The sequence below is a fragment of the Blautia sp. Marseille-P2398 genome, from assembly GCF_964240315.1.
Classification (GTDB): domain Bacteria; phylum Bacillota; class Clostridia; order Lachnospirales; family Lachnospiraceae; genus Blautia_A; species Blautia_A wexlerae.
This window is the reverse complement of the sequence record NZ_CAXSTD010000008.1, coordinates 69,854-83,602: the sequence shown is the minus strand read 5'-3', so window position 1 is coordinate 83,602 and position 13,749 is coordinate 69,854. Positions and strand designations below refer to the sequence as shown.

15 protein-coding genes are annotated in these 13,749 nt (G+C 33.6%); all 15 read left to right on the top strand.

Annotated elements, in window-relative coordinates; all coding sequences use genetic code 11:
- Positions 1 to 623: 623 nt before the first annotated feature.
- The 15 genes from ACESZG_RS10475 to ACESZG_RS10405 all read left to right on the top strand — a co-directional run bounded on the left by ACESZG_RS10475 (position 624) and on the right by ACESZG_RS10405 (position 13,745).
- On the top strand, positions 624 to 1,826 hold the full coding sequence (locus tag ACESZG_RS10475) for a hypothetical protein (RefSeq protein WP_055053239.1): 1,203 nt from the start codon (positions 624 to 626) through the stop codon (positions 1,824 to 1,826).
- Positions 1,823 to 3,829, top strand: coding sequence for a hypothetical protein (locus ACESZG_RS10470; RefSeq protein ID WP_070100115.1), 2,007 nt, complete (start codon positions 1,823 to 1,825; stop codon positions 3,827 to 3,829). Before ACESZG_RS10475 ends, ACESZG_RS10470 begins: the two co-directional genes overlap by 4 nt.
- Before the next feature lie 11 nt (positions 3,830 to 3,840).
- On the top strand, positions 3,841 to 5,385 hold the full coding sequence (locus ACESZG_RS10465) for a hypothetical protein (RefSeq protein ID WP_055053240.1): 1,545 nt from the start codon (positions 3,841 to 3,843) through the stop codon (positions 5,383 to 5,385).
- Positions 5,386 to 5,388: 3 nt separating this feature from the next.
- Positions 5,389 to 5,574, top strand: a complete 186-nt coding sequence (locus ACESZG_RS10460; protein WP_055053241.1) for a hypothetical protein — start codon at positions 5,389 to 5,391, stop codon at positions 5,572 to 5,574.
- 48 nt (positions 5,575 to 5,622) lie between these two features.
- Entirely contained in the window at positions 5,623 to 7,215 is a 1,593-nt protein-coding gene (locus ACESZG_RS10455) for a hypothetical protein (protein WP_349062402.1), read from the top strand.
- Positions 7,216 to 7,269: 54 nt separating this feature from the next.
- Positions 7,270 to 7,743: a hypothetical protein gene (locus ACESZG_RS10450; RefSeq protein WP_119252993.1), complete on the top strand. Its 474-nt coding sequence runs from the start codon at positions 7,270 to 7,272 to the stop codon at positions 7,741 to 7,743.
- Positions 7,744 to 7,761: 18 nt separating this feature from the next.
- Positions 7,762 to 8,190, top strand: coding sequence for a hypothetical protein (locus tag ACESZG_RS10445; RefSeq protein ID WP_227194032.1), 429 nt, complete (start codon positions 7,762 to 7,764; stop codon positions 8,188 to 8,190).
- A gap of 392 nt (positions 8,191 to 8,582) precedes the next feature.
- Entirely contained in the window at positions 8,583 to 9,290 is a 708-nt protein-coding gene (locus tag ACESZG_RS10440) for a GIY-YIG nuclease family protein (protein WP_373218144.1), read from the top strand.
- 106 nt (positions 9,291 to 9,396) lie between these two features.
- Positions 9,397 to 9,987 (top strand): hypothetical protein, encoded by a 591-nt coding sequence (locus ACESZG_RS10435; protein ID WP_373218142.1) that lies wholly within the window; start codon positions 9,397 to 9,399, stop codon positions 9,985 to 9,987.
- A gap of 59 nt (positions 9,988 to 10,046) precedes the next feature.
- Complete coding sequence (locus tag ACESZG_RS10430; protein WP_055053245.1) at positions 10,047 to 10,583, top strand: hypothetical protein; 537 nt, start codon at positions 10,047 to 10,049, stop codon at positions 10,581 to 10,583.
- A 10-nt stretch (positions 10,584 to 10,593) separates the two neighbouring features.
- On the top strand, positions 10,594 to 11,043 hold the full coding sequence (locus ACESZG_RS10425) for a hypothetical protein (protein WP_055053246.1): 450 nt from the start codon (positions 10,594 to 10,596) through the stop codon (positions 11,041 to 11,043).
- Positions 11,033 to 11,347 carry a hypothetical protein gene (locus ACESZG_RS10420; RefSeq protein ID WP_055053247.1) on the top strand — a complete coding sequence of 105 codons (315 nt, stop codon included), beginning with the start codon at positions 11,033 to 11,035 and terminating at the stop codon, positions 11,345 to 11,347. Before ACESZG_RS10425 ends, ACESZG_RS10420 begins: the two co-directional genes overlap by 11 nt.
- Complete coding sequence (locus tag ACESZG_RS10415; RefSeq protein ID WP_373218139.1) at positions 11,340 to 12,398, top strand: hypothetical protein; 1,059 nt, start codon at positions 11,340 to 11,342, stop codon at positions 12,396 to 12,398. Before ACESZG_RS10420 ends, ACESZG_RS10415 begins: the two co-directional genes overlap by 8 nt.
- The gene (locus ACESZG_RS10410) at positions 12,395 to 12,961 is read left to right on the top strand and encodes a hypothetical protein (RefSeq protein ID WP_055053249.1); all 567 of its coding nucleotides are present in this window, start codon (positions 12,395 to 12,397) and stop codon (positions 12,959 to 12,961) included. The genes ACESZG_RS10415 and ACESZG_RS10410 overlap by 4 nt, the downstream gene beginning before the upstream one ends.
- Positions 12,954 to 13,745 carry a hypothetical protein gene (locus ACESZG_RS10405; RefSeq protein WP_373218137.1) on the top strand — a complete coding sequence of 264 codons (792 nt, stop codon included), beginning with the start codon at positions 12,954 to 12,956 and terminating at the stop codon, positions 13,743 to 13,745. The genes ACESZG_RS10410 and ACESZG_RS10405 overlap by 8 nt, the downstream gene beginning before the upstream one ends.
- Positions 13,746 to 13,749: the final 4 nt, after the last annotated feature.

Sequence of the window (13,749 nt, the reverse complement as noted above, 5' to 3'; positions counted from 1 at the left end):
CACCTCCTGTGGGAATTCGTAGGTGAAAATCCTACCATGTAACTCTTGGTTATGTGATTGTAGCATATCATGAATATAAAGATAACCGGATTGATTCCGGTTGAAAGGCAGGACTACTCTCCTGCCTTTTACTTATAATTAGGAAATGGCTGCGGAGCGGCCTAACAATCTGGAAAGACAGATTAATGTTGCGTGTCCGGTAGGTCGAGGGTGCAGTCTTGAAAACTGTCTGGGTGTAAAAGCCTCTGGGGTTCGAATCCCTAACGCAACGTCCGGGAGAACGGTAGAGATGGAGATCTACGGCGGTCTGTAAAACCGTTGCAATTGCTTTGAGTGTTCGAATCACTCTTCTCCCATGAGGTTAACAAATTAAATCAAAATTCCATAAAACAAGTAGATAAGTTTTACTATGAGATGTGTATACGCATGGATTAGGTTTATTAGAAGGTTTTGTCTCTGATTGCAACAGATAATGAGCCTTTTGAGTCTACAAATACCGCAGGTTACGTAGGATCGGTTCCTCGGAGCTTTCATAGGGCTTGTAGATGGGTTCAACTCCCATACCTGCTATTACTAAGATACTTTGGTATCTTTTTTTAATTGGATAAAAAGGAGGTGCTCTAGTGGCACAAGAAGTTGAAAAAAAGCCTGTACCAAGAGCAAAACCTAAAGCACCTGCTCAAAAAGTTATTGATCGTGCTATTGATGAAGCTCTCTATGAAGTAGGGCGTACTAAATTTACATGTAATATGTGTGGAAAGCTGAAAGATGCTTCCGACTTTTATAAAAGTACAGATCCTCTATGTACTACTGGTGTGACAAGAATATGTAAAATGTGTGCAGCAAAGTTGGCATATTCTGAAGATTTAAAAGGCAATAAGAAAGCCCCTGATGAGCAGAGTGTCCAGTTAGCGCTCAGATATTTAGACAAACCTTTCTTTCAAAAGCTTTATGATGAATCTATTCTTGAAGCTGCTAACACTATGTCTGGTCGGCCCAAAAATAATACCTGGACTAGTTATATAAAAAATATATCTATGCCACAATATAATACATTAACTTGGAAAGATGGTGATTGTGGCAATAGTTCTACTCTTCTACCGTCTATTGGGTCTGTAGATAACTCTGATGAAGTAAAAAAAATGTATAAAACCAATAAAAGAACTGTTATTTCAGCTCTTGGTTATGATCCATTCGAATCTGCTGCTGATGCAGATAAACCATTAATGTATGGAAAATTAGTAGGTTTCCTCGATGAAAGTACGCAAGACGATGAATTGAAGTTAGGTGCCTGTGTAGAGATTGTACATAGTCTTAACCAATCTGAAAAAATCAATACTGTAATTAATGCTCTGCAGAAAACTCCAGAATCTATTATAAAAAATTCTGCTACTATCAAAGCTCTTGAAGCCACTAAAAAAGACATTATGAAAACTACTCTTGATTTGGCTCGTGATAATGGAATTAGTATTAAGCATAGCAATCATAATACTAAAGGTGCTAATACCTGGACCGGGAAAGTAAAAGAGCTTAAGGAAATGAAGCTTCGTGAACAGGAAGTAAATGCTTTTGATATAGGAACTTCTCAAGGTATGCTTCAGGTTGCGGAAGCCAGTACTGCTGCAATCATGAAACAGTTGGCTTTAGATGAAAATGACTATACTGAAATGATATCTACCCAACGTCAGAAGGTGTTGGAATTAGAAAATAAATGTGATGCTGCGGTTGAAGAAGCACGTATTCTTCGTAGAGAGAACGATGATCTAAAAAATTTCCTCAGAGATAAGAAATTGATTGATGAAAATGATGAGGTGATTGTGGAATGAAACAGACTGATTCTGGTATATGGGTTCCAGATACACCTACTATTTTTGTTAAGCCTACAGAAGAAATCATTTCTCAACGAAAAATGGAAGGAATGCAGAAACTTTCTGAAATTAAACAATGGGGATTAAGAAATCCAACCAAATTTATGGAAAGATTCATAGGCGTTGACCTTCTTGATGTGCAGACCTATACATTTATGAATTCTTGGGATAAGATGTATGCTCTATGGTTATGTACCAGAAATTATGGAAAATCGACATTGCTTGCATTATATTACATGACAAGAGGTATGCTTCTTAATAATTGTAGATGTTATATATGCGCTGGCACCAGTGACCAGTCCATAGAAACTTTTGAAAAGATTGTATCTATCGCTAAAAATGAAATTGAGTCATTTACTGGATTAACTGATGTATTTAGGAATGAAGTTGTCATTAATATGACCAATAATGATGGTTTTATAAGAAATCCTGCAGGTTTTACTTATAGATTGTATAATGGTAGCTTCGTTAAAACACTTAACAGTAACGTCAACGCGAAAAGAGGAAAACGTGCAGAAGCAGTTTGTTTTGATGAATCTGGTTTCCTGGACGAAGAAGTATTTCAGGTTATTGAACCATATACAGCTCAGGATAAGAACTTTAAAATGGGTGGAAGTGTAAATGTAACTACTCTTCCTAAAGAATTGCCTAACCAATTACTCTACACTTCAAGTGCCAGCACTACTGATTCTTACTTTTATAAAAAGTATAAAGAATACAGTAAAGCTATGATCTGGGGTTCCAAAGATCATTTTGTAGCAGACATCAACTGTGAGATTATGTTTAATGCTACATATAGAGGTAAGATTTATCCAGCATCTCTGTTAACCAAAGAAAAGGTTGACAATGCAATGCGTGAAAATAAAGAAAAAGCTCTTCGTGAGTATTACAATATATTCACTTCTGATGGCGGTGCAGATGCCATCTTCAAACGTTCTATGATAGTAAAAAATTCTACTATCCGTCCCCCAATTATGTTTAATGATACAAAAGACAGACTTTTTGCCTTAGCATATGATCCAGCTAGATCTATGGATAACTCTTTTGTCCTTGTTGGAGAATATTATAAAGATTCTTCAGACAATTGGAGAATGCGTATTGCTAATGGTATTAATTTTATGGATCTTAGTAAAAAGAATAAAACTCCTATGCGTACACCTGAACAGGTCAAGAAACTGAAACAACTGATTCTTGACTATAACGGTGATGGAGTCGATGACTATACAAACATAAGTAATATCTTTATAGATGCTGGTTCTGGTGGTGCCGGTGTTAATATTGCAGATTATCTTATGGAAGATTGGTATGAAGAAGGACATGAAGGTGAACAGAAATATTTACATAGAGGTCTTATAGATAAAGAACAGTCGTCTGATTATGTCAAAAAATTTCCTAATGCTGTAGATAAAATTAAATTATTACCGCCTACTATGTATAAATCTATTATCTATGAAGCTGCTATTGAAATGATGAGACTTGATCTCATAGATTTCACTGCTGAGTATGATAATAAAGGATATTTAACAATGCTAGATATAGACGAAAAAGAAATGGCAAAAGCAAAAAAAGATTTAATTGCTAAGTATAAAGATAAATCTATGTCTAAAGGTGAATTAGATCGTTTAGTTGAAGAAGAACTTCAAGAAAGAAATTTGGCCTCAACTAAAATTTATAAACTATCTCCTGATGAGGAACTTGGTCTAGTACAGATCGACTCACTAAAGGAGGAAATGGTTAATATGGTACGAAAGAAACGAGAATCTGGTAAAGATGGCTTTGAACTGTCTACAGAGAAGCAAAACAAATTGCATGATGATCGTTCGTATTGTTTCTCAATGCTCTGTTATGGACTCTCAGAACTTCGTAGAGAACATATTAAAAATAAGAAACGTCCCAAAAAAGAAAATATAGCTGCTGCTATGCCTATTCGTAAAGGTGTAGTAAGAAAAATGTTTAGTTAGGAGGTGAGACATTGGCTATTAAAGAGGAAAAAACAACTCAAGAGATAAAAAATTATGCTCTTAAACAACAGGCATTACAAGAAAAATTCGCTCAAGTAAAGCAAGCCGTACAGCTTATTGATTTAACTAAAACAGAAACAAGAACATTTACTGTATTTAGTAAAGATAAATTACGTCAATATATGCAAAACCCTAAAACCAATGAATCTAACCTTCGTAATTTGAGCAGATTCTTATATAGAGTTTCTCATAATTACAGAAGACTTATCTCCTATCAGGCAGAAATGGTAGATTTAACAGCTCTTAATGTTATACCTCAGATAGATTTTACTGAGGATGCGCATGACGATGAAAAAATAAAGACTAGTTATTTTAATACTTTAGTACAACTTGATAAGATGAATATGCAGTCAGAGATTTTAAAATGCCTATTGATTGCATGGCGTGAAGATACATTTTATGGTTATACATATGAAGATGATTCTGGATTCTTCATTTACCCTCTTGATGGAGATTATTGTAAAGTATCTTCTGTCAATTATGATGGCACTCTTAATTGTGCCTTTGATTTCAGTTATTTCAGAAGTCATACTGCCGACTTAGAATACTGGGATTCTGAATTTAATTCTAAATACAATTCCTTTCAAAGTGACAATACTCTTCGTTGGCAAGAGTTGGATCCAGAAAGAACTTTTGTAATTAAAGTTAACATTGATGATCCAACGCTTAATATGCCACCTCTTTCTGGTTTGTTCGAACCACTTATTGATCTTATTGATCTCCAAAGTATTCAGTCGGTAAAAGATGACTTATCAATCTATAAACTTCTGGTTGCAAGATTAGAAACACTTACTAACTCTGACGAACCAGATGATTTCTCAGTAGATATTGATACAGCCATTGAATATTATAATAGACTAGTTGAATCTCTTCCAGATTGTGTATCTGCAGCTATCTCCCCTCTTAAAATTGAACCTATAGAGTTTCAAGGTGACCAGACTCAAGATGTTAATAGAATTGCTACTGCTACTTCGAATTTATTTAAAAATTCTGGTGGTGCACAGATTCTTGATAATGACAAAGTCTCAGGTACGACAGCTTTTACTGCTGCTATTCTTTGTGACACAATGATGGCTATTAAAACTGTCCTTCCACAGATAGAAGAACGAGTTAATAGATATCTTACTTTTGCTATTGGTGATGATCATGCTAGAGTAAAATATTTTGAGGTATCTCCTTACACAAAAGCTTCTAAAAAAGAAGAACTTATGAAATCTGGAGAACGAGGTGTGCCAGTAAAGCTAGCCGTTGCTGCTCTTGATGGTATCTCACCTCTTGAAGCTTTATCTATGGATTATCTTGAAAATACTGTTCTAAAACTTCACGAAACATGGATTCCTTTTAGTACTTCTTTCACATTGAGTGGATCTGCCTCACAGCAAGTTATTGATGGTAAAACAGATGATACAAAAGGTGGAAGACCTCAATCTGACAACCTTACAGATGAAGGTGAAAAAAGTAGAGAATCAGAAAAGTCCAGTGAACAGGAGGGATAATAGATGAACAAACATTTTATCCGAACTGCTGACCAGGAAACAGCAAATATTTTAAAATCTATTGGCTTTCCTCAGGTCGGCTATACTAAAGGTATCTATACATTTGCAAATTGTTCATCTCTTTCTTTTGCAAATGTAAATATAGATATAAACAAGCTAACTTATACCGATATTTATTGTGCAAGTTAGTACTCCTCTTCTATGAGGATAAAAATACACAATAGAAAGGAGGCTAACATGAAGAAAAAAGTACTTACATTAGATGATCTCTATTCTTTTTTTGAACAGAGGAATCAGACAACTGTATTCAGTGCCAAAGAGTCTGGATATAATATTGCAGTTCAGGTTCCGGCAAAATTTGAATTAGAAGATTCTGATGAAGATGATGGTTTTTTACGAACTAAATTCAAAGTAAATCATTTATATGAAAATAGAAATAAATCTTATATATCTGAAGAAGCTCAGTTAGAAGCTTTACCGTCTTTACACTATAGGCCAGTTCTGGCCGCTATTACCACTTTATCTGATGGAACTACTGATTTTACTTCTCATGCTATGGAATTTGATGATGAAGGAAACATTACATACATTGAGCAACCTATTGGTGTTTTTGTCAATCCTGAAGGATATCATCTTGAGTATGATAAAGAACATGATAAAACATATGTTATTGCCGATGCGGTAATTTATAACGATTATTGTGCTCCAGCATGTGAAATTATTCAGCGTAAACAAGGAAGTAAAGTAAGTTGTGAATTAAGTATTTCAGAACTCTCTTTTGACACTAAGGACAAAGTGCTTCACTTAGATAAATTCAGATATAATGGTGTAACTTGTTTAGGCACTGATCCTATCACCGAGAAACCCGTTGAAGAAGGTATGGAGGGTGCCAGATTAGATATTGCTGATTTCAGTGAAGAGAATAATAGTCTTTTTACTAATACAGAAGAAAAATTACTAAAGGTTATTCAGTCTTTGCAGGAGACTCTTGCTAAGTTTGAAATTGAAGAACCAACGAAAGGAGGAAACCAAACGTTGAAACTCAATGAATTATTAGAGAAATACTCTAAAACTGTTGAAGACCTTGACTTTGATTATGAGTCTATGTCCGATGAAGAGTTAGAGGCTAAGTTTGCTGAATTATTCGAAGGTACAGAAGATCCAAACGAACCGGTAAAAGAACCAGTTACTGATCCGGAAGCTGATCCAGAATCAAATGACAATTCAGAGTTTAGCAATAAAAAAAGATATACAAAAAAAGAAAATGGTAATACTGAAGTTACTTTTGAAATTAGTCATGAAGATGTAAGAGGTGCATTATATACTCTTCTGTCTACTTGGGAAGAAAATGATAATGAATGGTATTTTATTAATGCTACATATGATGACCATTTTGTATATAGCAACTGGGATGAAAGTAAAATTTTCCGTCAGGGCTATACAAAAGATGGCGATGCAGTATCTCTCTCAGATGAAAGAACAGAATTATTTAAAGAGTATCTTACGCTTTCAGAAAAAAGTGAATTAGAAGAACTCAGAAGTAACTATGCTGCTCTTCAGAATAGAATTAATGAGTACGAATCAAAAGATAAAGAAGCTGTTCTTGGTGCTGAAATTTACACTGAACTGAAAAATAGAGAAGATTTTAAAGAACTGATCAAAAATCAGGCTATCTACAGTGTAGAAGAAGTACAGACAAGAGCCGATGCTATTTTAGGTAAATATGTTAAAGAAAAAGGCACTTTCAACTATCAGCAGAAACCTAGTGCTATTGGTTTTACTGAACCTAAGAAAGCTAAGAAACCATATGGAAGTTTATTTAAGGATTGAGCTATCAAATAGCTCTTTTTTATTGCCTAAAAATATTTAAAGGAGGAAATAAAAATGGCATCTAATTTTCAGAAATTTATGGCCACTGCTGAAAAACACGCTGTTGCTGGTAGCTCTAAGCTGAAAGCTACTATTGCAGGTCATATTTATAACATTCAGATTGAAGAAGATCTGGACAACGGATCAATTGTTGCAAAAGGCGATTATATCAAACCGGAGACTTATAAAGCTAAAGATTCTACTGGTTTTGCTGGTGTAGTACTGGATAAAGCAGCTAACGGAAATTGGTATGTAGAAGTTAAAACACCAGGAGATGCTCTGTTACTGCTCCAAGTACCAATGTTATACGAAGAGTATACTACCGCTCTTAAACATGAAAGTAATTTCTATAACGCAAATGGCGACATCGTTCGAGCATATGAGCTTTATGTAGGTGATGTGTTTGAAGTATCATCTGAAGGATTTAGTGGTACTCCTACTAAAGGTGCAACTGTAACTGTAGCAGACAAAAAGCTGACAATTGGTTAATGGAAGGAGGAATACATAATGAAACTTAATTTTTCAAGTAATGAAGTAAGAAATATTTTTGCTGAAAATGATTATGCAGAGTACTCCCAGCTTATGTTTGACACAGCTAAGGGAGAAGAAAAAGTATCTACAAAAGATGCTAATAATAAAATCAGAGAGATTATGTTCTCTGTACTTGGAGTAGATGAAAACTGCTCAAGAAAAGAACTTAGAAAAGCTATTCGTAGACATAAAATTGATGTATTTGAAATTATCGAAGAGACAGTAGAGAATCTGCTTGTTTCTGGTTGGGGAGAAAACCCATTCTTCAATGAATTTGTAGAAATCAAATCTATGGCTGACGGTGATACTAATGAGTTCTATGTACCGGATGAAGTTATTCTGACAGTGTCTGAACTTTCCGGTAACCATCATGACCTTGACAATAATAGGGTCCGTATAGCGTAAGCTGTATGAAAAAATATGCATTTAATTGCTGGAAAATCCTAAAGCTATTCAAGCTACAACATAATACCGTATAGGTATAAATGTGAATGCGACGAAAGTAGAAAAAATTGAATAGATAGTGCATGGTTAAATCCTAAACACTTTAATAATGGACAATCAGCAGCTAAGACCGAAAGGTAATGTTCAACGACTATCCCTTTGGTGAAGAGATTCACAACAGGAGTACGGCTCAAGTGAGTGGGTGAAACCCCCTTAAATGGAAATGGTGCGCTCGGCATATCCGGGAAAAGATATAGTCTGTTCTCATATGAAAATATGAGGAGCTATGGCTCAACAGGGTTAACGCCCCTATAAAATTATTTTCCAAAATACAATTGAAATGAGATGAACGAATGCAAAAAGATACATTGGTATCTGGTATTTATTGCATTGAAAATTTATCAACTAATAAAAAATATATTGGACAATCTGTAAATATCTATGAAAGATGGAAAAAACATATCAGTGAATTAAACAGTGGATTACATCATAATGATTATTTACAAAAAGCATGGAATAAATACGGTATCGAAAATTTCAAATTCTATGTTTTAGAATACTGTCCTATTGATAAATTAAACGAAAAAGAGATTTATTATATAGACTACTATGATACTCTTAATAGAGATAAAGGATACAATTTAAAATCAGGTGGTCAAGATCATAATTCTTATTCTACAGAGTCTCGCCGTAAGATGAGCGAATCTGTAAAAAAGTCTTACTTAAATTCAAATCTAAAATCAATCCGAAGTTCTGATGCAATAAATCAGTGGAAAAATCCTAAAATAAAAGAAAAAATAACAGGTAAAAACAATGGTATGTATGGTAGACATCACACTGAGGAAGCTAAAAAGAAAATAGCTGACGCAAAAATAGGTAAACCATCAAGCAGAAGAAATACTACTCCTGTTTTTTGTATTGAATTAAATAAAGAATTTAAAGATGCTGCAGAAGCAGCAAAAGAATTATCACTTGATAGTTCTGCAATATTAAAAGTCTGTCGCAAGCAGAGAAAAACTTGTGGCGGTTATACATGGGAATTTTTAAATATTGGAAAATAATATAAGTTAAACATTAAGTATTAGACAGCGTCTGGCAGAAGGACAGACATTCTCTGTAAGAACTTCATGGTATGGAATTAAAATTTACACAGAATATGAGCTGTTTATGGCAGGTCGTGTTGACTGGGCTGGATTTGTACAGAAAATCTATGAAGCCTTTGATAAGAAAATCAACGATATGGTATACGCAGCTGTAATGGCAGCAGGTGAGAAGGTTCTCCCGTCTACACAGTTTAATAAGACAGGTACACTTTCATCAACAACAAAAGATGAGTTTATGACTCTAATCGAAGATGTACAGATGGCTACAGGTGATGAAGTAGTTGTTATGGGTACCAAATCTGCTCTTGCAAAACTTTCTGCTATGGAAGATATTACTTGGGTATCTAATGCAATGAAAGATGAAAGACACACTACAGGCCGTTTAGGTATGTTTGAAGGTATTCGTCTTGTTGAAATTCCACAGAGATTTGCTAACAATGACACAAGTAAAAAGTTAGTAGATAATACTAAACTTCTGATTATGCCAGTAGCTGATAACAAATTTATCAAGATCTACAATGAAGGCGACGCTCAGATTAAAGAAGTATCTGATGGAAATACAAATATGGATAAAACTAATGAGTATGAATATCAGATTAAAATGGGTGTGGCCACAATTATTGGAAAGCGTTTCGGAGTTTGGACACTTAAATAAAAAACTATTTAAAGAGGTGGAGTTACCACCTCTTTAACTGATTAAAAAGGAGTAATAACATGGCAACAAGAAGAGCTGCAACAAAAACTGTTGCTACTACTGAAAATACTACAAAGGAAACAGCTCCTGTTAAAACTACTAAAAAGTTTGAACAGAACGAACTTATTGAATGTCGTTCTTTAGTGCAGGGAACATTATTTATGCCTGGTAAACAAAGTGATATTCTATACCGTTGGGATGGATATGGAGATGTTCGTGAAGTAGAATATAGAGATTTGTACTCTCTTAAATCTAGCCGATCACCATATATTTATGATCCATGTTTCCAGATTGAGAATGATGAATTATTAGAGGATCCTAGATGGAAAGATGTAAAAGATCTTTATGATAATCTTTATGATGCTTCTGATATTAATCAGTTTCTTGCTCTCTCACCAGCTCAGTTTAAGAAAGCACTTGCTGAAGTTCCTAAGGGGCTTAAAACAGCAATTAAAATTGAGGTAGCAACTAGACTGGATAATGGTACATTTGATTCTATTCAGAAAGTACGTGCTGTAGATGAAATTTGTGGTACAGAGTTAGAAAAAATGATTTAGGAGGTGTTCTATGACCTCTTATGAAACAGTATTTAAACGATTTGAAAATAAAGTTGAAGATATAAAAGTATTAAAATTAGCGTCTGATGACTGGACTGAATTGTGCTTAGAATGGCTAAATAGTGCTATTGCAATGATTGAATTAGACCAGTTAAAAATAGAACATGATTTAACGAAAAAAAATGATGTTCTGTTCGAATTCGAGGACACCCTTACTAATGGTGAAATAGAAGTCGTTGCTTTATATATGGTCGTTGCTTGGTATGATATTCGTTTGAATTCTTTAGAGCATACTAATATGTTTTATGGTTCAAAAGATGAAAAATGGACCAGCCAAAAAGAACATGCCAATTATATTATGAGCATTCAAAAGAAATATAAAAAGGAAGCCAGAAAATATTTTAGGAATCACTCTTCCAGAAGTAATTCTTATCTGGATGGTGATCAGAATGAAGTATAAATATGGAACTTTTAATGACAATCAGTTCTCTGATTATATAGAATTACTACATAATAAAATTCATTGGCTTTTAATCTATCAAGAAAACTCTTATCCAAAACTTAACAATTATTTTAATAACTTGCAATTATATATTGCAGCATTAGCTGAATTAATCCCATCACCTTATATAATTGATTTGGCTAATACAATAGAATGCGCCAAACTTGAATTTAATAATCCTAATTTCAACCATCAAAAATATAGAAAAATAATTTTTGATGCTCATTCTATCATAGATAAAATAGGTGATAACCATGAGTGATATTTTCAAAAAAAGAATGGCTTTATGCGGTAATACTGTATCAGACAGTATTCGTACTCAGTCAGACGAAATCATGCAGAAAACTTTCACCAATGACTTAGGTCACAGACAATGTAAGCTATATTCTAGGACTATGGAATACTTAGAAGATGTTGAAATCAAATATCAGTATTCTCAAACCTATACAATCAATAAGGACCAGGTTGAGTATCTGGCTCAATTCAGACCTGGCTATTTCCCTGAAAAGAAATATATGGACCAAGATAGTATTGAACGTTTTGGTTTTTATCTTGAAATACCGGATAAGAACACAGGTGTTCATGAGCTATGGCTTATTTTAGGGAAGAATGATAAAAACTCTTTCATAAGATATAACATTCTTAAATGTAATTGGATGTTTAAATGGATAAAGAATAAACAAATTTATAGTTGTTTTGGTGTATTAAGAAACCGCAACAACTACAACAGTGGCGTATGGAGCGATGGTTTCTTTACATCAGTAGATAATCAGTCACAGTTTATTGTCCCTACTACTCCAACTACGCAAACAATTGATTATAATGATCGTTTCATGTTGAGTGATTCTATGATTAGGCCTTTAGTTTTTGAAGTGTCAAAACTAGAAGATACGTTCCCATGCGGAGTAACTAAAGTAACGCTTAAACAGGATCATTTCAATAAAGTTACAGATAATGTTGAATTAAAAATATGTGACTATTATGACTCTCCGGTTATTCCTCAAGAGCCAGAAATAGAGGACATTGTTTTATCATGTTCAGGTACTAATAGAGCTTTACGTGTTGGAGGCTCTAAAAGAACTATTTCAGTTGCGAGTGATATTAAAGATAAATCTGTCATTTGGTCTTATGAGTTCAATGGAAACAAATTATCTGTAGAAGAATTATCTAATGACTTTGAAATCTCTGAAGGTAAGAATACGTTAAGTATCAAAGCTTTGTTAAATTATAATAATTTAGGAAAAGTAATAAAGATTATTGCTACTCTTCCAAATAAGCAACCATCTTCTATTGAATTGGAGGTGATGCGATGAATCAAGAGCGTATTGATAGATTATTTTCTTGTAGAAATGAACAGGGATTTGACAGTATTTCTTATGATAAGAGAAAAATCTTAGAGGATTTATACAAAGATTCAGATATTATTGAAATCTTAAATAATAAAGAACTTCAAGCAGTTAATGCGTGTCCGGAAGATTATTATAATGTAAATATTTATTCTTTTTTAAAGATTCCAGATGCACAAAGTAAAGTCAAAAACTTTATTTGTTTTGAAGTAAATGACACTGAAATTGTATACTCAAATAATATTATGGTTTCTAAACAAATTATTTTTAGAACTATAGCTCACCAGGATGATGTCAGTACTATTTGGGGTATTGATCGACAGGATTTACTAGCAGCTTTAGTTAAAGAAAGATTTCAATGGTCAAACATATTAGGTACGCAGTTAATAAAAACATATGATTCTGGCAAAGTGGCTGAAAATGGTTATTACTATAGGAATATGTATTTTGAACAGACTGCTCCGAATGATATTCAAAATAGGCTTAAGAGTAATCGCTTAGATAAGTTAGGTCGTGATTATTATGGATAAACTTCTCATTTATTTAGGTGAGAATCTTAAAATTAATGATCAGATTACTATTTATCAACCTTCTATTCTTGATATAGCTAAATATGGAGAAAATCATTATTTTAATGTAGTTTATAAAATATGTTCTACACCTTCTGATTATAAGTCTGAATTGTGGGATCTTGGTTATAACTATAGTAAGTTGGATGATTTTGATTTATTCATACTTCTTACTCGTGATATAGGTGTTGAAGATACCTGTCTTCTTTTAGGTGATACTATTTCATTGAAAGATATGACACCTTTAGTCGATCCGGAAACCCATAATATAATGCTTTGTGATGAAAATACTGAATTAATAATTACTCGTGATATATACATAAAAATGATATCTTTCATTCGTGAGATGCACAATATTCATCCTAAGCGTGAACGAGCTGCAAACAAAGAAACCTTACAGCTATTAGTAGATGAAGATAGAAGAAAAAAAATTCAAAGAGTAAAAGAAACTTCTCAAGAACCCTCTCCGGGTTCTTTTTTATTGCCTTTAATTTCATCTATGGTAAATAGTCCTGGTTTTAAATATGACATTAACAGTCTTAAAAGTCTTGGAATCTATGCATTTTTAGATTCTGTTCAAAGGATTCAGGCCATTAATACTGCTGCCTCCATCTCTGCAGGAATGTACAGCGGAATGGTTGATATGTCTAAGAATCCAAATCTACTTAAACAATTAAATTGGTTGCGTGACTTATCTAATGAGTACTCCTCTTCGAGCAATGTACGAGTCACTAAAACCGAATAATAAA